At 61.1% G+C, this 25154-nt stretch carries 21 protein-coding genes and 1 rRNA gene; 5 read left to right on the forward strand and 17 right to left on the reverse strand.

All coding sequences use genetic code 11. From position 1 onward, the window contains the following. Positions 1 to 30 precede the first annotated feature (30 nt). Positions 31 to 1611, reverse strand: coding sequence for a quinohemoprotein amine dehydrogenase subunit alpha (gene peaA, locus AEQ67_RS28120; protein WP_059407019.1), 1581 nt, complete (start codon positions 1609 to 1611; stop codon positions 31 to 33). Positions 1612 to 1955: 344 nt separating this feature from the next. Here peaA and AEQ67_RS28125 point away from each other — a divergent pair, with 344 nt between their 5' ends. Next, a complete protein-coding gene (locus AEQ67_RS28125; RefSeq protein WP_059407020.1) occupies positions 1956 to 2312 on the forward strand; it encodes a hypothetical protein in 357 nt (118 codons plus the stop codon). 48 nt (positions 2313 to 2360) lie between these two features. Here the strand turns inward: AEQ67_RS28125 and AEQ67_RS28130 are convergent, their stop codons facing one another. Continuing rightward, positions 2361 to 2615: a DUF1652 domain-containing protein gene (locus AEQ67_RS28130; RefSeq protein WP_059407021.1), complete on the reverse strand. Its 255-nt coding sequence runs from the start codon at positions 2613 to 2615 to the stop codon at positions 2361 to 2363. Between the two features lie 276 nt (positions 2616 to 2891). Here AEQ67_RS28130 and AEQ67_RS28135 point away from each other — a divergent pair, with 276 nt between their 5' ends. Next, a complete protein-coding gene (locus AEQ67_RS28135; RefSeq protein WP_059407022.1) occupies positions 2892 to 4382 on the forward strand; it encodes an aldehyde dehydrogenase family protein in 1491 nt (496 codons plus the stop codon). A 128-nt stretch (positions 4383 to 4510) separates the two neighbouring features. Here AEQ67_RS28135 and qhpG read toward each other — a convergent pair whose 3' ends face one another. From qhpG to AEQ67_RS28170, 7 genes are all read right to left on the reverse strand, one after another. Next, positions 4511 to 5800, reverse strand: a complete 1290-nt coding sequence (gene qhpG, locus AEQ67_RS28140; protein ID WP_059407023.1) for a flavin-dependent monooxygenase QhpG — start codon at positions 5798 to 5800, stop codon at positions 4511 to 4513. Continuing rightward, positions 5797 to 6474, reverse strand: coding sequence for a subtilisin-like serine protease QhpE (gene qhpE / locus AEQ67_RS28145; protein WP_059407024.1), 678 nt, complete (start codon positions 6472 to 6474; stop codon positions 5797 to 5799). The genes qhpG and qhpE overlap by 4 nt, the downstream gene beginning before the upstream one ends. Beyond that, complete coding sequence (locus AEQ67_RS28150; RefSeq protein ID WP_059407025.1) at positions 6464 to 8182, reverse strand: ABC transporter ATP-binding protein; 1719 nt, start codon at positions 8180 to 8182, stop codon at positions 6464 to 6466. Before AEQ67_RS28150 ends, qhpE begins: the two co-directional genes overlap by 11 nt. Continuing rightward, positions 8182 to 10086, reverse strand: coding sequence for a sigma-54-dependent Fis family transcriptional regulator (locus tag AEQ67_RS28155; RefSeq protein WP_059407026.1), 1905 nt, complete (start codon positions 10084 to 10086; stop codon positions 8182 to 8184). The genes AEQ67_RS28150 and AEQ67_RS28155 overlap by 1 nt, the downstream gene beginning before the upstream one ends. 211 nt (positions 10087 to 10297) lie before the next feature. Continuing rightward, a complete protein-coding gene (locus tag AEQ67_RS28160; RefSeq protein ID WP_059407027.1) occupies positions 10298 to 11323 on the reverse strand; it encodes a histone deacetylase family protein in 1026 nt (341 codons plus the stop codon). Positions 11324 to 11459: 136 nt separating this feature from the next. After that, positions 11460 to 12689: a Zn-dependent hydrolase gene (locus tag AEQ67_RS28165; RefSeq protein ID WP_059407028.1), complete on the reverse strand. Its 1230-nt coding sequence runs from the start codon at positions 12687 to 12689 to the stop codon at positions 11460 to 11462. A 138-nt stretch (positions 12690 to 12827) separates the two neighbouring features. Next, entirely contained in the window at positions 12828 to 14138 is a 1311-nt protein-coding gene (locus AEQ67_RS28170; RefSeq protein WP_059407029.1) for an MFS transporter, read from the reverse strand. 162 nt (positions 14139 to 14300) lie between these two features. Here AEQ67_RS28170 and AEQ67_RS28175 point away from each other — a divergent pair, with 162 nt between their 5' ends. Continuing rightward, on the forward strand, positions 14301 to 15233 hold the full coding sequence (locus AEQ67_RS28175; RefSeq protein ID WP_059407030.1) for a LysR family transcriptional regulator: 933 nt from the start codon (positions 14301 to 14303) through the stop codon (positions 15231 to 15233). Here the strand turns inward: AEQ67_RS28175 and AEQ67_RS28180 are convergent. From AEQ67_RS28180 to AEQ67_RS28205, 6 genes are all read right to left on the reverse strand, one after another. Next, on the reverse strand, positions 15230 to 15841 hold the full coding sequence (locus AEQ67_RS28180) for an RraA family protein (protein WP_059407031.1): 612 nt from the start codon (positions 15839 to 15841) through the stop codon (positions 15230 to 15232). The genes AEQ67_RS28175 and AEQ67_RS28180 overlap by 4 nt on opposite strands. Continuing rightward, a complete protein-coding gene (locus AEQ67_RS28185; RefSeq protein WP_059407032.1) occupies positions 15834 to 16226 on the reverse strand; it encodes a RidA family protein in 393 nt (130 codons plus the stop codon). The genes AEQ67_RS28180 and AEQ67_RS28185 overlap by 8 nt, the downstream gene beginning before the upstream one ends. 18 nt (positions 16227 to 16244) lie before the next feature. Next, positions 16245 to 17624: an MFS transporter gene (locus AEQ67_RS28190; RefSeq protein WP_059407033.1), complete on the reverse strand. Its 1380-nt coding sequence runs from the start codon at positions 17622 to 17624 to the stop codon at positions 16245 to 16247. 127 nt (positions 17625 to 17751) lie between these two features. Then, the gene (locus tag AEQ67_RS28195) at positions 17752 to 18681 is read right to left on the reverse strand and encodes a 2-hydroxyacid dehydrogenase (protein WP_059407034.1); all 930 of its coding nucleotides are present in this window, start codon (positions 18679 to 18681) and stop codon (positions 17752 to 17754) included. Next, positions 18678 to 19433 (reverse strand): class II aldolase/adducin family protein, encoded by a 756-nt coding sequence (locus AEQ67_RS28200; protein ID WP_059407035.1) that lies wholly within the window; start codon positions 19431 to 19433, stop codon positions 18678 to 18680. The genes AEQ67_RS28195 and AEQ67_RS28200 overlap by 4 nt, the downstream gene beginning before the upstream one ends. Next, entirely contained in the window at positions 19430 to 20731 is a 1302-nt protein-coding gene (locus AEQ67_RS28205; RefSeq protein WP_059407036.1) for an MFS transporter, read from the reverse strand. The genes AEQ67_RS28200 and AEQ67_RS28205 overlap by 4 nt, the downstream gene beginning before the upstream one ends. Positions 20732 to 20888: 157 nt before the next feature. On the opposite strand from AEQ67_RS28205, the gene AEQ67_RS28210 reads away from it, so the two are divergent. Next, positions 20889 to 21848, forward strand: coding sequence for a LysR family transcriptional regulator (locus tag AEQ67_RS28210; protein WP_059407037.1), 960 nt, complete (start codon positions 20889 to 20891; stop codon positions 21846 to 21848). A 12-nt stretch (positions 21849 to 21860) separates the two neighbouring features. Here AEQ67_RS28210 and mrdA read toward each other — a convergent pair whose 3' ends face one another. Beyond that, positions 21861 to 23753 carry a penicillin-binding protein 2 gene (mrdA, locus tag AEQ67_RS28215; RefSeq protein WP_059407038.1) on the reverse strand — a complete coding sequence of 631 codons (1893 nt, stop codon included), beginning with the start codon at positions 23751 to 23753 and terminating at the stop codon, positions 21861 to 21863. A gap of 265 nt (positions 23754 to 24018) precedes the next feature. Between mrdA and AEQ67_RS28220 the strand changes: the two genes are divergently transcribed. Beyond that, positions 24019 to 24942: a TIGR03571 family LLM class oxidoreductase gene (locus AEQ67_RS28220; RefSeq protein WP_059407039.1), complete on the forward strand. Its 924-nt coding sequence runs from the start codon at positions 24019 to 24021 to the stop codon at positions 24940 to 24942. Between the two features lie 112 nt (positions 24943 to 25054). Here AEQ67_RS28220 and rrf read toward each other — a convergent pair. Then, a 5S ribosomal RNA gene (gene rrf / locus AEQ67_RS28225) occupies positions 25055 to 25154 on the reverse strand; the annotation flags it as partial.

The raw sequence follows: 25154 nt of genomic DNA on the forward strand, positions 1-25154 counted from the left end.
GATGTCTGAAACCGTGAGAGATCAGTCAACTCATGGAATGGGTGGATTGTTCCAGCGTTGCACGGTGACGATCATGTGGCCTTCGCCGGTCAGGGATTTCCCTGCGTCGTCGACGGCGGCAATCACCTTGAGGTTGCCGGCATTGTTGGTGGACATTTTGCGTTGTGGGTTCGGCCCGGCATCGCCCGGTGTGAACACGCCGCTGTCAGCCTGCATGGTGCCGGCGAACTTGACGTCCTCGTCTTCCTTGGCGCGGTCGTCGAAGGCTTCGACCGACCATTGCGCCGGGAACACGCCGATGCGATACGGCTTGCCATCGGCGCCTTTGCCCCAGGCTTCAGCGTCGAAACGGCCCTGGACTTTCGGCGTCGAACCACCGCCCTCGCCAATCCGTGCCACCGAGAATTCCGGCACGACTTTGACTTCGGCGATTTTGCTGTAGACCGACAGGGTCGGGCCTTTTAGCGTACCAACGGTGACGTTGCGCATGCCCGGTTGGGCATTCGCCGCAGCCTTGAGTTTGACTTTGATCCGCTCAGGGCTCTGCTCGACGATGGCGACCACTTCCACGCCTTTGCCGAAGTTCGGTTTGCCAGTCAGACCGCTACCTATCAGGGTCACTTCGGTTTCGGCGCCGGCCTTCAGATAACCCGGCTGCACCGCCAGCAAACGGCTGCTGCCTTGTTTGGCGGCGACGAAATCGAGACCGCGTTCGTCGTGTTCAGCCTCGAACATCCGGCCTTGCAGGGCGCTGCCTTGAGCGGCGAACACCTGGCGCATGGTCACGCCGTCGATGGTCACGTTGCCGCGCCATTCGTAGCCGCTGTATAGAATCGCGCTGCCGTCGCCGTTGAACGGGCTGCCGTCGGCGTATTGGCCTTTGACGCTGACCTTGAAGGTGTCGCTGCCGTCGGCAGTCACGCTCATCACCCCGGCCACTTCACCTTTGCCCGGCAGATGGCCACTGAAGCTCCAGTCACCCACCAGGGCCTCGGCCTTCGGTGCGGCTTTCAGCCATTTTTGCCAGGCCGGGTTGTCCAGCGGATAACGCTTGGCCAGCAGCGGCACCATGTCCTTGCGGGCAATGTCGAACCAGTCGCGGTCGCGCGCCAGGGCCTGGTATTCCAGCGACGGCCATTGGCCGAGGTGGAAATTCACCAGGCGTTCCCATTCCTGGGCCGGACGGCGTTGCAGGGCGACCCGCGCACCGGAGTGGCAGCGGCCGCACATCTGGCTGGTCTGGTCGTCGAATTTCTCGACGGTATTGAGTCGCCGTTCCAGCGCATAGCGCACGCCGTCGGTTTCGCTGGGCGCCAGGCCTTGGGTGTCGGCCAGGTATTTGACCAGGGTACGGCGGTCGTCATCGCTGATCTGCAAACCGTGCATGGTCTGCATGCGGGCGATGCTCATCAGCCAGCCTTCCGGCGTTTTGCGCTGGTGACTGATACGGCTCAGGGCGTTATCGGCTTCAGGGGTATGACAGCCCTGACAGGTTTCCTTGAGGATGGTCTGGGCGTCGCGGGCTGCCAGGCTGTAAGGCGAATGCAGCGCCACACAAGCGGCCACGGCCAGCAGACTGGCGCTCAGGCCTGATCGGAGTTTTCTCTTCATCAACGTCGAACCTCGCACGGTGCTTTCTTATTTTTGTGGCTTATCGTTTTTATGGTTTCTGCCGTCGGCGGCGCGCTGCTGACGGAGGCAAGAGAAACGTCTGCGATGAGCAATACACGGAGCGTGCCAGCTTGCCGATAAGCTTTTGAATCAATGAGTTGCGTGAAGATGACTGCCTTAAGCCCGTTCTGGACCCGATCGCCTGCGTCTAATATCGCGACAGGTGTTGCAGTCTGAGACAAGCATAGATGCCCCGGCCGAAACAGCTCATCGGCCGACGATTGACGAGGGTTGCCTGCCAGTGCGAAATGGTTGTTCACCGATTGCCAGTCGAGGATAAAAAAATGGCAAGCATCACTGTCCTGGCGGGGGACTTTCTGCAGGGTGACGGAGAGTACCGAGAGGGCGTTTTCACCCTCAGAACGCCGCTTCACCCATGGCCCGGCATCAACCTTCCACTCTCATCGTTCAAGCGCCTGGAAGTTGCCAACGAGGAGTCGATCAACAACATCAAGGACGCCATCGGCTTCGGCGTGGCCGGCGCCATGCTGCTAGGGCCTATCGGCGCGATTGCCGGATTCATGCTGGCGGGCAAGGAAACCGAAGTGACGTTTCTGGCAACGCTGAACGATGACAGAAAGCTGTTGGCTGCCGTAGATGGCGCCACGTTCGAAGAAATTTCCCGGCAAGTGGCGTCTTGATCAGTCGACGCTGGCCGCACCACCTCCGTGGTGCGGCGTGACGTCGGGTCAGATGAAAAAGGTCGGCTGAACGCCTTTGTGAGCTTCGATTTCCTGCCGCATATCGGCCACCAGCGAGGCAATGGCGTGGGGGCTGTCCAGCGTCCACAGGGGAACATGGGTCGCCACCAGATCAACTTTGCCAGTCATGCAGTCGCAGACCCGAATCGTCAGGGATTGGTCTGCTTCGACGCTGCATGTGCACACGGCAGGCAACATTTTATGCTCAATGATGCTTTGAATTTCCAGGGTTGAAAGGAACATCGCTACCTCCCTCGCGCCAGATGTGTGACGGGGTAAATGCTCCGTCATTTCACCCTCCGAGCCTGAAAATTCTAGTCCTCAATACTGGGGGGCTCAAGGTCGCAACCCGGTTGCTCGTCGTCTCAGCCGCTGTCGCGATTTGCGACAAAGCCTGCCCTGCATGGATGACTTCAGGTTAGCCAAAACCCCACCGACAAAGGGCTTTCCCGCCCCTTCCCGACACTTGGCACAGCCATTGCGAAACCCCTGTTCTCACGAACAACAAGAGGTTTCGCCATGCCCCTCCCTTACTTGCTTCCCGCCACCTCGGCGTTCATCCAGCGCGCCCCGCGCATGCTGATCGGCGCCGAATGGGTCGAGGCTGCCGACGGCCAGACCATGCCGCTGCACAACCCGGCCACCGGCGAAGTGCTGTGCGTGGTGCCACGGGCCACGCCCGACGATGTCGACCGCGCCGTACTCGCCGCCCGCCGGGCCTTCGATGATTCCGTCTGGACCCGCACCCGCCCCCGGGAGCGGCAGAACCTGTTGTGGAAACTCGCCGACCTGATGGAGCGCGATGCCGAACTGCTGGCGCAACTGGAATGCCTGAACAACGGCAAAAGTGCCGCGGTCGCCCAGGTGATGGACGTGCAGCTGTCCATCGATTTCCTGCGCTACATGGCCGGTTGGGCCACCAAGATCGAAGGCTCCAGCGTTGAGGTGTCGATGCCGTTGATGCCCAACGATCAGTTCCACAGCTTTATCCGCCGCGAAGCCGTGGGCGTGGTCGGTGCCATCGTTGCCTGGAACTTCCCGCTGTTGCTGGCCTGCTGGAAACTCGGCCCGGCCCTGGCCACCGGCTGCACCGTGGTGCTCAAACCCGCCGACGAAACCCCGCTGACCGCATTGAAACTCGCCGAACTGGTGCTGGAAGCCGGTTACCCGGAAGGCGTGTTCAACGTAGTCACCGGCACCGGCATCACCGCAGGCTCGGCCCTGACCCACAACCCGCTGGTGGACAAGCTGACCTTCACCGGCTCCACCGCCGTGGGCAAGCAGATCGGCAAGATCGCCATGGACTCCATGACCCGCGTTACGCTGGAACTGGGCGGAAAATCGCCGACCATCGTCATGGCCGATGCCGACCTCAAGTCCGCCGCAGCCGGTGCCGCCAGCGCGATTTTCTTCAATCAGGGGCAAGTCTGCTGCGCGGGTTCGCGGCTGTATGTGCAGCGCAAGCATTTCGACAACGTGGTGGCGGACATTGCCGACATCGCCAACGCCATGAAGCTCGGCAACGGGCTGGACCCGAGTGTCGAGATGGGGCCGCTGATCTCGGCACGCCAGCAGGAGCGGGTTTACGGGTACATCGAAAAGGGCCGGGAAAGTGGCGCGACCATCGCCTGCGGCGGCGAGCAGTTCGGGCCGGGGTTCTTCGTCAAACCGACGGTGATTGTGGATGTCGATCAGAAGCACTCGCTGGTCCAGGAAGAAATCTTCGGCCCGGTGCTGGTGGCGATTCCGTTCGATGACGAAGCCGATGCGTTGCGCATGGCCAACGACAGTCCTTATGGATTGGGGGCCAGCGTCTGGTCCAACGACCTGGCGGCGGTGCACCGGATGATTCCGCGCATCAAGTCGGGTTCGGTGTGGGTCAACTGCCACAGCGCCCTGGACCCGGCGCTGCCGTTTGGCGGGTACAAGATGTCGGGGGTTGGGCGGGAGATGGGGTATGCGGCGATTGAGCATTACACTGAGTTGAAGTCGGTGCTGATCAAGTTGTAATAGCAGCGTTCTTTCGGACGCCATCGCGGGCAAGCCCGCTCCCACAGGTTTTGTGTTGAAGCGACATCACACAAATCACCGTGGGAGCGGGCTTGCCCGCGATGAGGCCAGATTAGCCACCGCAAATCTCAAGGTTTAAATCCCTGACTCAACAACCACCCCCGAACCACCCGCCCCTGCTCCACCGTCAACCCGGCCAGCGCCTGTTCGGCCGACTCGGTCTGTAACCGCCGCACCAACGGCGCCAGTTCAACGCCCTGAACATGCCAAATCCCCAACGGCTGATCCGCCGTAATCACCACTTCAACCTCATCGACAAACCCATCCTTCAACACCGGTGCCCGCTCAATCCTCAGCGACGCAAAATCCGCCTCGGCATGCGCCACCTCAGCATCCGGCCAGCACCGCCGCGCTTGCCAGAACGGCTGATCCAGCCACCGCTGTTCATCCGCATAAAAATCCCGCCCAATCCGCGCGAAACGCAAAAATAACTGCTCCACCCGCTGCTGGTGAAAGCGCTGCGCCAGCGCCGCTCGTTCGGGTTTGCGCAACAGCGTGTTGATCACCGTCGGCGCCTGCAATGCCGAGGACAACGATTGAAAGATGCCATTGCCCGACAACGGGTCCACCGCCATCGCCGCATCTCCCACCCGAATCCAGTTATCGCCACACACCTGCGGGCACAGGATGGCGGTGCTGCTGCGCGCATGCAGTTGCAGATCCGTTTGCGGCCCATCAGCAAAAAACGCCCGGGCCAACGCCGAGCCCTGACGTCGCTGGCGACAGTAATCAAGCAACATCGCCTTGCCCGGCAACTCAGCGCTGGCCACGTCCACCGTCCATTGCCAGTAACACTGGCCGTCGGCCCGTCGCGCCATCCACGCCCAGCCGTCCTCAAGACTTTCCACCGCGCTGGCGGTGCTGCCCGGCGTGCCTTGCCAGCGATTGAGCAGGCTCACCGTTTCCGGCCCGCGCAGGCCTTTGCCGAGGGTCGGTGCCTGACGGCCACGGGCCTCCACTAGAAAATCTGCGAACAGCGTTTCGCGTCCTTCGATCTCGATCCGGTGTCCCGAAGCGGACGTCTGAACGGTCAACACCCGACCTTCGATCAGCTCGACGCCGGCAACACGCAGGTCCTCGCGCAAGCCGCGATCGAAGCTCGGGCGATCCAGCAGGAATTCGATATTTTGTGCATGCTGCTGGCCGTTCCACGACACTTGCCGCTGGGAAGGCAAGGCCGCGTCCGCCAGCGCTTGATGCAGGCCGGCGCCACGCAAGGCCTCCAGCACTCGCACGGAAACGCCCTCCAGCGCGGCAAACCGTCGCCACTCGCTGACCAGCGTCACCGGGTAACCGAGTCGGCGCAAACCCAAGGCCACCGCTGCGCCCGCAGGTCCTGCACCGAGAATAAAAATCATGGGCCGAAACGCCGTTCAGGGCCGCGATAACGGGCGTTTTCCCGCAGCCATTCAATGACCTGTTCGTTACACGCTTCGGGGTGTTCAGCCAGAAAGCCGGCAATGTGCCCGCTCAACGCCGCACAACCCAGACTGGCGCCGGACTGCCCCGGATACGTCCCGTGCACACATGCCGCGAAATCTGCCTGAGCGCTGTTGAGCCACGACCATTCATGCTCGCCGCAACGGGCATCGCCGGTGACGCGTAGCACCTGCGGATAATTCGCCGGAAACACGCCCTCGCCCTGCGCCGGGCTCGACGCACAGAGCAAAATGCCCTGTGCCACGGCTGCCGCGCAGGCTTCACGCAGCAGGCTACGGTCCTGACGTAAACCGAGGCTCAAATTGATCAGCCGCACGTCCTGCGCCACCAGCCAGTCAATCGCCGTAGCAATCTGCAACGCGCTAGTAACCCCACGCTGGTCGAACACCTGAGCGACGCAAAACACCGCCGAAGGTGCGCGCCGGCCGATGGCCTCGATCACCGCGCTGCCGTGGCCCAGCGGATCGTCGCGCAAGTCACTTTCGGCCAGCCCGTCATCCAGCAAGGAGAACCGCCGCCCGGCCACTACTTGCACCCGTTGCACCACCGAGTGGCCGCTGTCCACCACGCCAATCCGCAACTCAGGCTTCATGCAGCACCGTTTTTGAAATGAGCACGCCGTCGAGCAATTCAAAGCGCAGATCGGCATCGGCCAGGGTGGAAGGACGGTGGCTGATCAGAATCCGCGTGCGCCCGGCAAACAGGCGGTCGATGGCCTCGATCACTTCGCGCTCGGTGGCTTCATCCACCGCCGAGGTGGCTTCGTCCAGCACCAGGATCAACGGGTCCTGCAACAGCGCCCGGGCAATGGCGATGCGTTGTTTCTGCCCGCCGGACAACTGCTGGCCGCGCTCGCCCAAGGGGCTGTCGAGGCCTTCCGGCAAAGTGGCAATCAGGCTGTCGAGTTGCGCCAACCGCGCCACTTCGGTGATCGCCTCGCGGCTGGCGTCCGGTACGGCGTAGGCCAGGTTGTCGGCGAGGCTGCCGCGAAACAAAACAATGTCCTGACTGACCACGGCGATTCGCCGACGCAGTTGGAACAGGTCCAGTTCGCGCAAGTCGACGTCTCCCAGTAACACCCGGCCAGACTGTGGGTCGTGGTGGCGGTGCAGCAGATCAATCGGGGTCGATTTACCCCCCCCGGAACCGCCGCTCAGGGCGACTTTCAAGCCGTAGGGAATTCGCGCTTCGATGCCGCGCAAGGTGCTCGGGCGACCGGGATGGCTGAAGTGCACGTCGTCGAAACGCAGCTCGCCGGAGCTCGGCATCGGCTGCGGCGAAACCGGCGTGAGCACGGTCGGCTCCTCGCCGCGCAATTCCATCACGCGTCCGAGGCTGACGGTCATCCGCTGGATCGCCACATACAGCCCGAGCAGGCTCTGCACCGGTCCGACGGCCATGCCCAAATGGGTGGAAAACGCGATCAATGCGCCGAGTTGCCAGGTGCCCTGCACCGCCCAATACCCGCCAATCAAAAACGCACAGGCGCGGGACAGGGACGTCAACGTACCCGGCACGGCCTGGGTGAAAAACTCGGTGACTTGCAAGCGCAGCACCTGGCTCATGTGGCCGTGACCCAGGGTCTCCAGCCGCCGTGCTTCACGCTGTTGCTGGCCGGCGGACTGGATGAATTTCATCACCGGCAGCGTCTCGACCATGAACGAAGACATGTCCGCCGAGCGCTCGCGCAACTGCCGCACATCGCGCTCGACCTTGCGCCGCATCCAGCGCAACCAGAGTACGTCGAGGGGAATCAGCACCAGCGCCAGCAACGACAACTTCCACGACAGGGTCAACAACATGGCCACGGCGACCACCAGGCCGATCACGCTCGACACCGCCGAGAACAGCGAGTCCACGGCAAAGCGCTGGATCTCGGCGACGTCGCCATCCAGGCGCGACATCAGGTCGCCGATGCGCCGCTGGCCGTAGAAGCTCGGCGACAGGGTTTGCAAATGCCGATAAAGGTCGTCGCGCAGGCTGAACAAAATCCGCCCGGACAACCGCGTGTGCAGGTAGCGATTGATGCCCGACAGCAGCGTGCCGAGCAACCCGGCAACGATCATCAGCCCGGCGATCAGCACCAGCATCGGGAAGTTGCGCGCCAGCAGGCCGTCGTCGATCAGCAGCTTGGTCAGCCACGGTTGCACCAGCACCAGCGCTGAAGCACAGGCCGACAAACCGAGCAGCCCGGCAATCGCCAGACGATGGGGTTGCACAAAGCTGTAGAGCCAACGCAACGCCACGTGCAGGGCTTCGGGGTTCTGGCTGTGGATCAGCCGAACGATCAGGCGCTGCATCACGAGCGCAACTGTTTGAGCTTGCGGTACAAGGTCGCGCGGCTGATGCCCAAGGCGTCGGCGGCGGCCGAGACGTTGCCCTGATGGCTGTCCAGGGATTGGCGGATCAGCTCCAGTTCATTTTCACGAATGCTCCCGGCCTGAGGGCGTTCGGTGGCGGTCAGTTCGTCGAGCATGCTGTCGGGCAAGTGGTCGAGCGTGAGCACGGTATCGCCCGGTTCGCGCATGGCCAGCGCAGTACGCAGGACCATCTCCAATTGGCGGATGTTGCCTGGCCAGTGATAGTTGCCAAGCAAGCGGCTTAAATCGTCGTGCAGGACAGAGGTCGGTGCGTCGAGTTTGGTCAGCAGGCGCCCGACCAGAGCGGTGAAATCGTCGCGTTCGCGCAGGGCCGGGAGCATCACGCTGATGCCGTTGACCCGGTAGAACAAGTCCTCGCGAAAGTGCTTTTCTTCCACCAGGCGCTTGAGGTCGCGGTGGGTGGCGCAGATTAGCGCGACGTCGATGTCCTGTTCCTCGCCAGCCCCCAGCGGCGCGACTTTGCGGTCCTGCAGCACCCGCAACAGACGCGCCTGCAAGGCCAGCGGCATGTCGCCGATTTCATCGAGAAACAAGGTGCCGCCATGGGCCTGTTGCAAGCGGCCGATCATGCCGCCACGCCGGGAGCCGGTGAACGCGCCTTCGCGGTAGCCGAACAGTTCCGATTCGATCAGGCCTTCGGGAATCGCCGCGCAGTTCACCGCGACGAAGGGTTTGTCGCAGCGCGTGCCCGCCATGTGCAGGGCGCGGGCGATGACTTCTTTACCGGTGCCGGTTTCGCCCAGCAGCAACACAGGCAATTCATTGGCCAGGCCTTGTCGGGCCATGCGCAAGGCACGGGCATAACGGACATTGCTGCCGGCCAGGGCATCCAGGTCCGGTTGGGGTTTGGCGGTTTTGACCGTGCTGCGCGCAGGTGTACTGACGTTGATCGAGCGCTGTGGCGCGCGCAGGGTTTTGTAGAAGAATTCGCCTTTGGCGGTTTGCAGGCTGCCGATGCCGCCCTGATGCAGGCGCGATAACAATTGCAGGCCATCGACGCCGAGGAATTCTTCGCACCGTCTACCGACCAACGCCGAACGCTCGGCGTGCAGCAACTGGCAGGCCTGGGCGCTGACCGCGAGGATTTGTCCGCCGAGGCTGACTGCCAGCAAGCCCTGCCACGGCGATTCGAGGTACTGTCGGCGGCTGTGGAAGGCCAGGACGATCTGGTCCGGATAGCTGGCGTTGAACACCCGGCTTTCGATCTGGCTGACGGCCATGGCCAGTAATGCGGTGCTGTCGTGGACGCGGCCAAGCGGACCTTCGCGGGTCAGGTCGAGCACACCGAGGATGTCGCCCTGCGGGCAATGGATCGGCACCGAGGTGCAGGAGAAATCGGTCAGGCGATCGAGGTAATGTTCGCCGCAATCGATCATCGTTGGCCGGGCTTCGACCAGCGCGGTGCCCAGCGCATTGGTGCCGCGCGCGGCTTCGCTCCAGCAGGCACCGAGGGTGATGTCTTGCAGGCCGCTGCCCTTGAGGCGATCGGCGCGACCTTCGACGGCGAGAATGGTCGCGTCGGAGTTGGCGAGGATGATCAGGCCTTCCTTGCCCTGGCGTTCGGCCAGGTAATCAATGGCCGGCAAAGCGGCGTCGATCAGCAGCCGATTGCTCGACAGCAGCACGTCGAGCGTCGCACTCGATTCCAGCGCCAGCTCATGCTTGCCGTTGAAATGCACGCCATGGCTGAGGCTGCGCCGCCACGACGCATCGATTTCCGCGCGCAACACGCCATCGGGGACTTCGCCCTCCAGATGGAGTTTTTCCCGGGCCAGCCGGGCTTCGCGGTGCAGTTTGGGTGGAGTTGTTTTTATTAGCGTCATCAAGCGCTCCGGATCGGTCCGCTTTGCGCCTTTCAAATTCAGCGCCCTGGCGCAATCTTTACGTTAACGTCAGGGGGATGGCAAGTGTGTTTCATCCGTTGCACCGCGTTATCGTTCTTCGCTGGCAAGCCAGCTCCTACAGGTTCAAGGGTGACCGGTTCTTGTAGGAGCTGGCTTGCCAGCGAAAGCGCCCTCCCAGGCGCCACAAAACTCAGAGTTGCCACACCTCGGCATTCACAAAAAACGCCCGGGCATTATCCTCCAGGCTCTCCAGGTGATACCCGCCCTCCTGCACGATCAGACACGGCAACCCTAAACTGCGAATCCGCTCGCCCAGCAGCGCAAACCCTTCGCGCGTCACCGCCACTTTGCTCTGTGGATCCAGCTCGAAAATATCGAACCCCAGCGACAGCACCAACACCTCGGCGCCAAAATCCTGCACCGCCGCCAACGCGACATCCAGTTGACTTAGGAAATCCGCCTCACTCGAACCGTGCGCCATCGGCAAGTTCAGGTTAAAACCTTCGCCCGCCCCGACCCCGCGTTCATCGGCAAACCCGGCCACCCCCGGATAGAAATTAGTCGGATCGCCATGCACCGAGACGTAAAGCACATCATCGCGGTCGTAGAAAATCTCCTGAATCCCTTGCCCATGGTGCATGTCGGTATCGAGCACGGCGACGCGCGCAAACCCGCCGCGCAACACCTGCGCCGCCACCGCCGCATTGTTCACATAACAGAAACCACCCGCCGCTTCGGCCCGGGCGTGGTGCCCCGGTGGACGGCACAAGGCATACGCGGCCGGCTCGCCATCGAGCAACGCCTGGGCCCCGGCAATTGCGCTTTGCGCCGACCAATAGGTCGAGCGCCAGGTTTGTTCGCCCACCGGGCAACTGCCGTCCGCCAGGTAGCGTGCGGCCTGGGCGAGAATCCCGCGCAAGGCGTTGGGCTCGCGGACGAAGATGTTCGACATCACTTCGTCGCCCCAATCCTCGGGGATTTCCTTCCAGCGCTGATGTGCTTCCTCAAGGAATTCCAGATACGGCGCACCGTGGACCGCCAGCAACGGATCGAGCCCGGCATCGGTCGGTTGCTCGACGGTAAAACCCAGCGAGTGCGACGCCTGCACCAGGCGCTGCGCGCGCTCCGGCACTTCCTGCGGCGTGCGCATCTGCCCACGGGAGTAGTAGCTGCGTGGATGGTGGAGCAATTGTTCAGGATGGAAAAAACTGCGCATGGGGTAAACACCTGTCAGTTGATCTTGGTACGCCGGTAGGAGCGAGGCTTGCCCGCGAAGGCAGTGTGTCCGGCAACGTCGATGCTGAATGTGCTGACGCCTTCGCGGGCAAGCCTCGCTCCTACAGGGATGGCGGTTACTCGACTTGGCCGGCGCGGGACAGCACGGCGTTGAGCAACACATCGGTGCCCTGACGCACGTCTTCGGGCAGCACATCTTCGGCTTCGTTATGGCTCAAGCCGCCGACGCACGGGATGAACACCATGGCCGTCGGGCAGAACCGCGCCAGGTGAATCGCGTCATGCCCGGCGCCGCTGACAATCGATTGCTGAGCGTAGCCCAACCCGTCGACCGCTTGCTGCACCGCCGCCACGCAATCGACATCGAACGGCGTCGCCGGGCTGATCCAGTGCGGGGTGATCGTCAGGTTCAAGCCGCGACCGTCGGCGATTGCCTGTAGCCGTGCACGCACCTGCTGCTCCATCGCATCAATGGCTTCATCGCGGTGATGACGCAGGTCGACGGTGAAATTCACCAACCCCGGAATGGTGTTGCGCGAGGACTTGTTGATGCTCAACTCGCCGACGGTGGTGAGGCCTTCCGGTGCGAAATCGGTGGCCAGGCCTTCGATGGCCTGGATCATCCGCGCCACGCCGTACAAGGCGTCCTTGCGCAACGGCATCGGCGTGGTGCCGGCGTGCGCTGCCATGCCTTCGACCCGCACGTCGAGCCAGCGAATCGCCTGGCCACCGCTGACCACGCCGATGCTTTTGGCGTTGTCTTCGAGAATCGGACCCTGTTCGATGTGCGCTTCAAAGTACGCATCCACCGCGCCGCCCAACGGACGCTCGCCGGCATACCCGGTGCGCTGCAACGCCTCGGCGACACTGATGCCATCGATGTCACGCACCGCCAACGCCGCGTCCAGTGGCATGATTCCGGTGAACACCGCCGAGCCGAACCTCGCCGGGGTAAAACGCGCGCCTTCCTCGTTGGCCCACACCGCCACTTCCAGCGGCTTGCGGGTCTGGATGCCCAGATCGTTCAGGCAACGCACCACTTCCAGACCGGCGAGCACGCCGTACACACCGTCGAAACGCCCGCCCTCGGGTTGAGTGTCGAGGTGGCTGCCCATCATCACCGGCGCGGCGTCAGGATCAGTGCCAGCACGGCGGGCGAACAGGTTGCCGATGGCATCCACGCTCAAGGTCATGCCGGCTTCGCGGCACCAGTGGGAAAACAGTTCGCGACCGGCCTGGTCTTCATCACTCAGGGCCAGACGGCAGCTACCACCGCGTGCTGTAGCGCCGATTTCAGCCATGGCCATCAGACTCGCCCACAGGCGTTCACCATTAATCTTTAACATGAGTTACTCCACGAATTGAGCTCTGTGTAGGAGCCGGCTTGCTGGCGAAGGGGCCCTTGGGACGGGTATCAATCTTTCGGACGCCTTCGCTGGCAAGCCAGCTCCTACAGGGGTGCAGTTGTTTGTGATTGATCGGATTCAGGCATTGGCAAATTCGATGCGCTCGGCGCGGGCATGGCGACGCGCAAGGGACAGGACACAGATCAGCGACGTCGCGGCGATCAGGCTGTAGAACACCGCCATCGGCCACCATTGACCGGCGTATTTGTGCGCCAGCATCGTGCCGATCAGCGGCGTCAGGCCACCGGCCAGGGCTCCACAAATCTGGTACGCCAGAGAGATCGCGGTGTAGCGCACGCGGGTCTCGAACATGCCGCTGACGTAACCGGCGATCACCGCGTAAAACGACGCCATGCACACCACGGCCAAGGCGATGCCGAGGATAATCAGCGGCGCCTGGGCCGAGCTGACCAGCACAAACATCGGGTACGGCGAGCCCATCGCCAGCAACGACATCAGACACAGAAAACGCGTCGCACCAATTTTCTCGGCGACCCACGCCGCCAGCGGCTGGATGCAGAACTGAATGATCGCCACCACAAACAGGCACTCAAGAATCAGCGAGCGCGGCAGTTCGAGTTGTTGCGTGGTGTAGGCGATCATGAAGGTGTTGGTGAAATACACCCCGGCAATCCCGAGGGTATTAGCGCCGATGCACAGCAGCAGCGGACGCCACGCGGTGCGCAGGACTTCCATCACTGGCGCCTGCTCCTTGCGTGTGCTTTTGCTGGCCAGTTCGCGGCTGGCGAGGAACTCCGGCGACTCATTCACGCCCAGTCGAATCGCCAGGCCCACCAGCAGCAACAATGAACTGGCGAGGAACGGCAGGCGCCAGCCCCAGCTCATCAAATCTTCTTCCGGCAAACGGGTGACCGCGCTGAACGCCAGCAGCGACAGGATCAAACCGGCCGGGCTGCCCAGTTGCGCAAAGGAGGCGAAGAAATTGCGTCGACCTTTCGGCGCATGCTCACCCGCCATCAACACCGCCCCGCCCCACTCGCCACCGACGGCAATGCCCTGGACGATGCGCAGCAGAATCAGCAACACCGGCGCCGCTACGCCGATTTGTGCGTAGGTCGGCAACAAGCCGATGCACACCGTGACCACACCCATCATCAGCAAAGTAATGATCAGCGACTTCTTGCGGCCGATCCGGTCGCCGATATGGCCGAAGATAATCCCGCCCAACGGCCGCGCAAAGAAGCCCACGGCGAAGGGGCCGAACGCGGCCATGGTGCTGAACAGTTTGTCGTCGGACGGGAAGAACAACGCGCCGAACACTAGCGCGGCAGCGGTGGCATAAATGTAAAAGTCGTACCACTCGATCATGGTGCCGATGAAGGCGGCGGCTGCCGCACGGCGCGGCTGGGAAGAAGCTTGGGGCTTCATAGGTCGGGCTCCTTTGATTGTTTTTTTGGCAGGAGAGAAACGGCTGAATCAAGGCACTCTGACGGCGCCTGTCTAGGTGTGATTTATCGTCCCGGGGCTATGATTAGTCAATTTTCTATTTATTATGCGAAGTATTACGCCACCTTATAATCGAGTGATTTCATGGCCGAACGCGATGTGCAACGCCTGCTCAACGACCGCCTGGACTGGAACCTGCTGCGCACCTTTCGGGTGATCGGCCAGGAGCTGAGCATCAGCCGTGCCGCCGCCCGCCTGCACCTGACACAACCGGCGGTGAGCCAGGCGTTGAAGCGTCTGGAGGAGCAACTGGGTCGGCAACTGATCGCCCGCCGTGGGCCACGGTTTGCCCTGACCGAGGTCGGAGAACAGATCTTCGAACTCGCCGGGGAAATCTATGGGCAGATGTCCCAGGTCAGCAGCGTGCTGGAGCAGCCGGCCGACGAAGTGATCGGCAAGGTTCGGCTGTTGATCATCAGCCGGATCTTCTCGGACCGCTTCGATGACTTCCTCGCGGACTTTCATCGGCAGCATCCGCGTGTGGATCTGGAAGTGGATGTGATGCGCAGTTCCGACATCGTCAGCGCCTTGCAGGAAAAGACCGCGACCCTCGGCCTGAGCCTCAATCGTCGCCCGCAGCCGCGCCTGGAACAACGGCTGTTCCTGCGTCAGCGCTATGCGTTTTTCTGCGGCAAGCACCATGCAATGTTCGGCCGGCAGAACGTGGTCGAGGGGGATTTGCAGCGCGAGAATTTCGTCAGTTTCACCAGCGACCAGATTGGCGGCATGCTCTCGCCGCTGACGATATTTCGTGATCAGCAGGGTTTCAGCGGACGCATCGTCGCCTCGTCACCGAGCCTGGAAGAAGTCCGGCGACTGGTGATCGCCGGGTTCGGCATTGGCTGTTTGCCTGAGCACGTGGTGGCGGCGGACGTCGAAGCGGGTTTGCTCTGGCGCCTGCCGCCCCACGAAGGGATTGCCGATGTCGACATTCATTTGCTGTGGAACCGCGAGCAGCGCATGAGCCGGGCCGAGACGATCTTCCTTGAAAGTCTGCAACAACGGCTGACGGCCTAAACGCTCAATACCTGCGCCACCGGCTCCCCGGCGCGTAAACGTTCGAGCAAGCGTGGCTCGGCGCGATCCGAGGCCAGCGCGCGCTCGATGACGTTTTGCGCGGTGACCGGGTCGAGAAACAGCACGCCGTTGTCGTCCGCCAGCACCAGATCCCCGGGGTGCACCGTGACACCGGCACACTGAATCGGCTGATTGATCTGGCTGTCGCCACGGCCATGCAGCTTGGTGGTCAGCAGGCTGGTGCCGCGGGCGAAGACCGGCAGCCCGGCCTCGCGCAGTTCCAGCAGATCGGTGACCACGCCGTCGACCACAATGCCCACAGCCCCGGCACAACTCGCGGCGCAACTGGTGACGGCGCCAACCGGGGCGTGTTGCCAGTCGCCGCCAGTGTCGATTACCAGCACATCGCCGGGTTTGATCAACGCCAGTGCCTGATTGACCGCAATCGCATCAGCGCCGACCAGTTTCAGCGTCAGCGCGCGGCCGACGATTTTCACGCCGGGCACCATGGCTCGTAGCTGCGAGTCGGCAAAGCCCTCCTCGAGAAAATGCCCGAGGGTCGGAAAACTCACCGCGTTGAGCTGTTCGATCAGCTGCGACTCATCCATGCTGCGGCTCCTTGGCAATCAACTCGGCCACACAATCGATTTCCAGCGAAACACCCCACAGCGCCACACACACCGTGGTTCGCGCCGGCGGTGCATGGCCGAGGAACTCGCGATACACCGCGTTGAACGGCTCCAGTTGCGCCGGATCGGTGAGGTAGGCGTTGACCTTGATCACGTGGCTGAAGTCGGACCCGGCTTCAATCAGGATCGCCTCCAGGTTGCGCAAGGTTTGCCGAACCTGTTCGGTGAAATGGGCCGGCTGATCATCAAGCCCGCTCTGGGCCGGAATCTGCCCGGCGGTGAACACCAGATGCCCGCTGACCACCGCTTGGGAGTAAGGGCCGACCGGGCCGATGAAGCCCGGGGCCGATTGAATTCTGCGCATGGTGTTGAACTCCGTTAATCAGGCTGCAGCCGATTTGATTGATTTTCCGAGAACGGGATCAGCGGCCGGCACTGCCGTCGGGACTTCGCTGATGTCTCGCTTGAAGGTCTCGGTCAGCAGCAACAGCGCCACCAGCGAAATCAACGCCGCACCAATCATGTACCAGGCCACCGAAGAGCCTTTGCCGGTCGCTGCGAGTAAGGCGGTGGTGACGATGGGCGTCGCCGCACTGCCGAGCAGGCCGGACAACATGTAGCTGATCGACAACCCTGAGTAACGCACTCGTGTGCCGAACAGCTCGGCGAGGAACGTCGCAATCGGTCCGTAGTTGGCCGCGAACGCGGTCATCAACAGCAGGTAGCCGAAGATCACCAGCGGCAGCTCTTTGGTGTCCATCAACCAAAACAGCGGGAAAGCCACCAACGCTTCGGCGACGATGCCGGCAACGATAATCGGCTTGCGTCCGTAGCGGTCCGACAGCGCGCCGAACACCGGCAACATGACGATGCACCAGGCGCAGGACAGCAGCACCACGCCGAGCATCACGCTGCGGCTGAACCCGAGATTCTGCGTGCCGTACGTCAAGCCGAACGCGACGATGATGTTGAACGATGCACCGGTCGACATGGTGGCAATCCCGCCCAGCAGCACTTGTTTCCAGTATTTGCGGAAGACTTCGGCCAGCGGCATTTTGACCTGGACCTCGGCTTCCTTGACCTTGTTGAAGGCCGGGGTTTCAGCGATGTTCAAGCGGATGTACAAACCTACGGCGATCAACAGCACGCTGGCCAGGAACGGGATGCGCCAGCCCCACGCCAACAGGTCTTCGGGGGACAGCCACGCCGCGATCAACAGGAACGCCAGGTTGGCAATCATGGTCCCGGCCGGCACGCCGATCTGCACCCATGAACCATACAAGCCGCGTTTATTGGCCGGCGCATGTTCCACCGCCATCAACACCGCCCCGCCCCACTCGCCGCCCAGCGCCAGGCCTTGAATCACCCGGAGCAGCAGCAACAGGATCGGCGCCCAGATACCAATGGCCGCGTAGTTCGGCAATAACCCGATGGCGAATGTAGCCGCGCCCATGGTCAGCAGCGAAACCAACAACATCGACTTGCGTCCCAAACGGTCACCGAAATGACCGAACAGTGCCGCACCGACAATCCGCGCCAGGTACGCCGAAGCAAACGTACCGAAAGCCAGCAATGTACCGATCAACGGATCGAAGTCCGGGAAGAACACTTTGTTGAACACCAGCGCCGACGCGGTGGCGAAAACAAACAGGTCGTACCACTCCACGGTGGTGCCGATCACACTGGCCACGGCAACTTTCTTCATGCTGATTGCAACTTCAGGAGGTGCGCCGGACTTTTCTACAGGCGATAGATCGCTCATTACTGTCTCCAGGAGTTCTTCAAGAACTCGTATTTAATTGTTTTAACTGGCAGTAAAACGTTCGAAATGAGGAATTGTTGTTATAGATCGCCCAACTAAATGGGCGAATATGCAAGGCGCTTACTTATTAATAACCGAGTGTTCTGTCCGCACAATTCAATAGCGGCTCACCGGCATTCAATCGGCGGAAGTTTTCTGCTACTTGTTCGGCAATACAGTCGTGGGAGGCTGCCGAGGCCATATGTGGGGTGATGGTGACGCCGGGCATATTCCAGAGACGATGATCGACCGGCAGCGGTTCCTGTTCGAAAACATCCAGCAGAGCGCCGCGTAATTTTCCTCGGCTCAACGCTTGTTCCAGATCGTCGATATTGAGATGCCCGCCTCGACCACAATTGACAATGGAGGCGCCATTGGCGAGGTGCTCAAACGTTGCACTGCCGAGGATGCCGCGGGTTTCACTGGTCAGGGGCAACAGGTTGATCAGCAGCTCCAGGCCATCGAGAAACGGATTGAGTTTTTCCGCTCCGGCGAAGGTCTGCACGCCCGGCAAATCCTTGCTGCGACGAGCCCAGCCACGGACGTCATACCCGGCCGCAGCCAGGTCGAGGGCAATAGCGCTGCCCAACGACCCGAGGCCCATGACCCCGACTTTGAACTGCCCCGCCGCCCGTTGCAGCGGACGCTCCCAGCGCTGTTCCTGCTGCTGTAATAACACTTGATCGAAGCCGCGGTGAAAGTGGATCACTGCCCAGCGCACGTACTCGGTCATGCCTTGACGGTGGCCGGGGTCGACAACCCGGCACACGGGCAAATCCGGGCACGACGGGTCGTGTTCCAGGTGATCGATGCCAGCGGCCACTGAGTGGATGACCTGCAGGTTCGGCAACGCAGCGAGGCTGCCCGGCAAGGGAAACCAGCACGCGGCAATCTGCGCGTTCCTGGCCAACGGATCATCGGCCAGCACGGTGGTGAGCTGCGGCGCGCTGCGGGCAAACGCAGCTTGCAGTTGCTTGAGCAGCAGGGTATCGCGGGACAACAGAACCACGGTGTTCATGACAGATAGGACTCACGCTGGGATTCGATCAGGGTTAAAGCGGCCTCCCAGGCCAAGTCGATGATGTTGTCCTGCTCATCGCGGTCAAACTGTTCGGCGGTGTGCGCACAGACTTCCGGCGATGGGTAATGCAACGCCGAACCACCGGACAGTGCCGCCACTTGCGCCTGACAGGCACGCTCCAGAAAGTGAATTTCCTGGAACGCCTGGGCCACGCCCGAGCCACCGACCAGCAACCCGTGATTGCGCAGGATCATCGCCCGGTGCGGCCCCAGGTCGGCAATCAAGCGCTCGCGCTCATCCAGCGACAGGGCGATGCCTTCATAGGTGTGATACGCCAACTTGCCGTAGAACTTCAGCGCGTGCTGAGTGATCGGCAGCAAGCCTTGTTTCTGCGCAGCGACCGCCATGCCGGCAGCCGTGTGAGTATGGATCACACAGTTCAGATCCGGGCGGGCCATGTGGATCGCCGAGTGGATGACGAAGCCAGCGGCGTTGACCCGATGACCTTCATAAGCCGGGTCGACCACTCGCCCCTCTTGGTCGATACGCACCAGGTCCGAAGCGCGCATGCGGTCGAAAATCACCCCATAACGGTTGATCAGAAAATGATGCTCGGGCCCCGGAATCCGCAGAGTGATGTGCGTGTCGATCAAGTCGGTCATGCGAAAGTGCGCGACCAGTCGATACAGCGCAGCCAGTTCGCAACGGGCTTGCCATTCAACCGGGCCGATGTGTTCAGGTTTACTCACGAATACACCTCTTTAGCAGCGTGGGTGACGACCGGGTTGGCGCGCAGACGCGCCAGGCCGCAAACACCGATCAGGGACAGGGCTGAGAGCAAGGTGAAGAACACCGCCAACGGCAACCATTGTCCGGAAAACTTGCTCGCCAGCAGCGTGCCGATCAGCGGCGTGGTGCCGCCGGCCAGCGCGCAACTCAGCTGGTAAGCGATAGAAATGCCCGAGTAGCGCAGGTGCACCGGGAATGCCTGGGTCATGTAGCCGGCGATCACCGCGTACAGCGCCGAGAGAATCACCACCGCCAGCGCAATGCCGACGGTCATCAGCACGATGTTTTGCGTACCCACCAGCAGGAACATCGGATACGGCGTGACCATGCACAGCAGCGCAACCAGTTTGAGGAAGCGCCCTTCGCCTATGCGCTCGGCGAGCAATGCGGAAAGCGGTTGCGAGAGCAACTGAATGACGGTCACCAGAAACAGGCAATCGAGGATCGTCGAGCGAGCGATGCCTTGATACTGGGTGACGTAAGTGATCATGAAGGTGTTGGTGAAAAAGAATCCGGCCGAACCGATGGTCACCGCAGCGGCGGCGAACAGGATCTGCCGCCAGCAGGTGCGGATGACATCTTTCACCGGGTATTTGGCGGTCTCGTTGTTGTCCCGCGCCTTGGCGAATTCCGGCGACTCGTGAACGCCGGAGCGAATCATCAGGCCGACCATCATCAGCACACCGCTGGCGAGGAATGGCAGACGCCAGCCCCAGGCGAGGAAGTCTTCCGGTTCAAGGGACGTCACCAGGCGAAAGGCGATCAACGCCAACAGCAAACCGGCCGGGCTGCCGAGTTGGGCGAAAGACGCGTAGAAGGTTTTACGCTTGGCCGGTGCGTGCTCGCTGGCCATCAGCACCGCCCCACCCCACTCGCCACCGACCGAAATGCCCTGGATCAAACGCAGCACAATCAGACCGACCGGCGCCCAGATGCCAACACTGGCATAGCTCGGCAACAGGCCGATGCCAGCGGTCGCCAAACCCATCAGCGCCATGGTTACCAGCAGCATTTTTTTGCGGCCGAGGCGATCGCCCAGATGACCGAACACCATGCCGGCCATTGGGCGAGCGATGAAACCGACAGCGAAACTGCCGAAAGCTGCCAGGGTACTCATCACCGGGTCGCTGCTAGGGAAGAACACTTGCCCGAGCACCAACGCCGCTGCCGTAGCGTAAATGTAGAAGTCGTAGAACTCGATGGTCGTGCCAATGAAGGCAGCGGCCGCAGCTCGACGCGGTTGAGGGGTAGTGTGCATGCAAAGACCCTGTGTATTTATAGTTTTGGGCAGGTACTGAAGGCTGTTTACGGATTGCACTCTGTGGCGCTTGTTAGCTTTATCGCTTCCGTGCCAGGATTAGTCAATTTTCAAATTCTTATCTTTACTATTAGCAACGCTACTACCAGGAATGTTTATGCCCTCCACTTCGAACCCGTGGGTAGGTCGCCGGTTTCTCAATGACCGCCTCGACTGGAACCTGCTACGCACTTATCTGGTGATCGGCCAGGAAGGCAGCATGAGCCGTGCCGCCGCGCGTTTGCACATCACGCAGTCAGCCGTCAGCCAGGCCCTGAAACGGCTGGAAGAACAGTTGGAATGTGTATTGATTGCCCGTAGCGGACGACGGTTTGATCTGACGGAAACCGGAGAGGAAGTGCTGCGCATTGCAGCGGACATTTACGGGGATATTTCTCGCTTGGGTACGGTGGTAGAGAGTCGTAACGATGACGTGGTGGGCAAGATCCGCATCCTCACCGTCAGCGGCGTGCAAGCGCGGCACTACGATGAATTTCTTGCCGACTTCCACGAAACCCATCCGAAAATCGAGTTTGAAGTCGAGGTGATGGGGAGCTCGAACATCATCAGTTCGTTGCTGCAAAAGACCGCGACCGTTGGTGTTGGCTTGTGTCGTTTGCCGCAACCCCGGCTGGAGCAACGGGTGCTGTTTCGCGAGCGTTATGCGTACTTTTGCGGGCAGCGCCATCGACTCTTTGGGCAACAGAATCTGACACTTGAACAACTCTCTGCGGAGAACTTCGTCAGCTTCACCAGTGACCAGCTCGGCGGCAACCTTTCACCGCTGACGCTGTTTCGCGACGAGCAAGGTTTCACCGGCAAGATCGTCGCGTCATCCACCAGTTTCGAAGAAATTTACCGCTTGATTTGCGCAGGGTTTGGTATTGGTTGCCTGCCGACACACCTGGTGCGCCGGGATGTCGAGCAAGGGTTGCTTTGGCGTTTACCACCGGAAGACGGGGTGGTGGATTTCGATATCCAGCTGTTGTGGAATCGCGAGCAGAAGATGAGTCAGGCCGAAACGGTGTTCCTCGAAAGCTTCCAGCACATGCTCAGCATTCGTGAGCCTGTGCTGTGAAGCCTTGACTGTTTAGACGTGAGGATCGCCGGGCGCTTTGGCTGGCGTAGCGTATTGCGGCTTGAGGTGGCCGTCCTGATCGAGTAACCAGGCATCCATGATCTGCCGCACCACGGGACCGGCAACGCGACCACCGGCCTCACCGTTTTCGATCATCACCGAAATGACAATCTTCGGGTGCTCGGCCGGGGCGAAACCGACAAACAAGGCGTTGTCGCGGTTACGCTCCAGGGTTTTCGCCCGGTTGTAGCGCTCACCCTGCTTGATCGCCACCACTTGCGCAGTACCACTCTTGCCGGCGATACGGTATTGAGCCCCCAGCGCCGCCGCGCGGGCGATCCCGCGAGCGTCGTGCATCACCATCTGCATGCCGTGGTTGACCTGTTCCCAGTCATGCGGATTCTTCAGCAGGATGTTCGGCATCGGATGCTCATCCACCGGCGCAACACCGTCCACGGTCTTGGCCAGGTGCGGCCGGTTCCACACACCTTTGTTGGCGATCAGCGCCGTGGCCTGAGCCAGCTGCAGCGGTGTGACTTGCATGTAGCCCTGACCGATGCCGAGGATCACCGTCTCGCCAGGGAACCAGGCCTGACGACGGGTGGCGCGCTTCCAGGCCTGGGACGGCATCAGGCCGGCAGACTCTTCGAACATGTCCAGGGAGACCTTCTCGCCGAGGCCGAACATCGCCATGTAGTCGTGCAAGCGATCGATACCCAGTTTGTGGGCGAGGTCGTAGAAGTAGGTGTCGTTGGAGCGCATGATCGCCGCGTCCATGTCCACCCAACCGTCGCCGCTGTGGTTCCAGTTACGATATTTGTGGTCGTAATCCGGGAGTTGGTAATAACCCGGATCGAAGACGCGGGTCTGTGGGGTGACCACACCCGCATCGAGGCCGGCAATCGCCACCTCCGGCTTGATGGTCGAACCCGGCGCGTAGAGACCGCGCAGGACGCGGTTGAACAGCGGCCGGTCGATGGAGTCATGCAGTGCCGCGTATTCCTTGAAACTGATGCCGGTGACAAACAGGTTCGGGTCAAAGCTCGGTTTGCTGACCATGGCCAGCACTTCACCGGTCGACGGATCGAGTGCAACCACCGAACCACGGCGATCACCCAAGGCTTCCTCGGCGGCTTCCTGAAGTTTGACGTCGAGGCTCAGGACAATGTTTTTGCCCGGGATCGGATCAGTGTGCTTGAGCACCCGCAATACGCGGCCTTGGGCGTTGGTTTCGACTTCTTCGTAACCAACCTGGCCGTGCAACTCCGACTCGTAGAATTTTTCGATACCGGTCTTGCCGATGGATTGGGTGCCTCGGTATTCCACCGTGTCCAAGGCTTTGGATTCTTTCTCGTTGATACGGCCAACGTAGCCAATCGAATGCGCAAAATGCGCGCCCAGCGGGTAGTGGCGAACGAACTGTGGCTCGACATCGATCCCCGGCAGACGGAACTCGTTTACCGCGAGCACGGCGATCTGCTCTTCGCTGAGTTCATAGAACAGAGTGACGGGTACGAACGGATGGCGCGCCTGCTTCATCGCCTTTTCGAACAGCGTGCGATCCTCCGTCGGCAGATGCAGGAGAGTGACGACCTCATCCAGTTCTTCTTTGACATCTGAGGCGCGTTCGCGGGTGATCGTCAGGTTGAAGCTCGGTCGGTTGTCCGCCAGAACCACACCATTGCGGTCATAGATCAAACCTCGGGTGGGCGTGATTGGCAGGACGTGGACCCGGTTGTTTTCGGAGATCGTCGAGTGATAGTCGAATTCGACCACCTGCAGGACATACATGCGCACCACCAGCGCGCAGGTAATGGCGACGACGAAAAGAGCGCAAGCCATCAGTCTTTTATTGACCAGCCGCGTCTCTACTTCATGGTCCTTGATCGGTATGGGTTCGGGCATTTCTGCAGCAGCTCTTTGACTAAAAAGGAAGCACCGATCCGTGGGCTTGAAATCAGTCCGTTAAAAAACGAGCTGCACCATACCAAAAACCGCGCGGTCACTTTAGCGCGATTTCCTCGAACGGTTGTCCTTGAGGGCCAAAACGACGGTCGGCTTTTTCTTAATCGTGCGTTTTACGCAAGATTGATATTCCCATTCATGCATTTTTCTTGCGGGAGGGCCTGTAGATACTGGGTGTATGTCATTCCCTTTTTTGGAGTCTTTCATGCACCCACGTTTTCAACGATTGCTTGGCCCGAATGGATTTTCCATCGGGCTGGAACTGCCGCTCGATAATGATTGGTCCAGTGATGGCCAGCGGCTGAGGATGGCTGAGGATAGACCGTTTGGGGTGCCCGATCTGAAGCAGCACGCTGCCATGGCGCGCTTGGCCGATAAGGCGGGTTTGCGCGCACTGTGGGTTCGCGATGTCCCGGTTTACGACCCTCAATTCGGTGATGCCGCGCAGGTGTTCGAAACCTTTTCTTATCTTGGCTACCTGGCGGGGATTACCGACAACATCATGCTGGGTACGGCGGCCGTTGTGCTGCCGTTGCGTCAACCTTGGCTGACGCTAAAGGCAGCCAACAGTGTCGATGAGTTGAGCGATGGCCGGTTGCTCCTTGGCGTGGCCAGTGGCGACCGCCCGATGGAATATCCGTTGTTTGGCGTGGACTACGATCAGCGCGGCGAGATCTTTCGCGACACGGTCGAGTTGTTGCGCAGCCAAGGCGAAGGGCTACTGCCTGAAGGCGCTCGATTGCTTCCTGAGCGTGATCAACCGGTGCCGTTATTAGTGGCCGGGCTTGGTCAGCAATCCCCGGCCTGGATCGGTGAGCATATGGATGGCTGGCTTGCTTACCCCGGTACTCCGGACGAACATCGTCGTCGAGTCGGATTGTGGCGGGAGGTCGGTGGCGATAAACCCTACATCAGCTTCGTTCATCTCGATCTGGCAGCCAATCCTAATGCACCGATGCGACGCGTACGTTTTGGCGGCAGCAGTGGGCGGCTGGCATTAATCGACGAGCTTCATGCATTGCGTGAGGCGGGTGTACAGCACGTTGGTCTGCACCTGCGTCGTAGCGAGCGTCCTGTGGCAGAGGTTATTGAAGAGATTGCCGAACACGTTCTGCCGAAGTTCCACTGACGATGTTGCTGGAACCAGGGATCGCCATTGGGCGCTCCCTTTTTCGGAGCACTTTCCTGCGGGCAAAACAAAACCCCTACCTGCGTACGCAGATAGGGGTTTCGGAATTTAATCTTGACGATGACCTACTCTCACATGGGGAAACCCCACACTACCATCGGCGATGCATCGTTTCACTGCTGAGTTCGGGATGGGATCAGGTGGTTCCAATG

The organism is Pseudomonas sp. RIT-PI-q (assembly GCF_001297125.1).
Lineage (GTDB): Bacteria > Pseudomonadota > Gammaproteobacteria > Pseudomonadales > Pseudomonadaceae > Aquipseudomonas.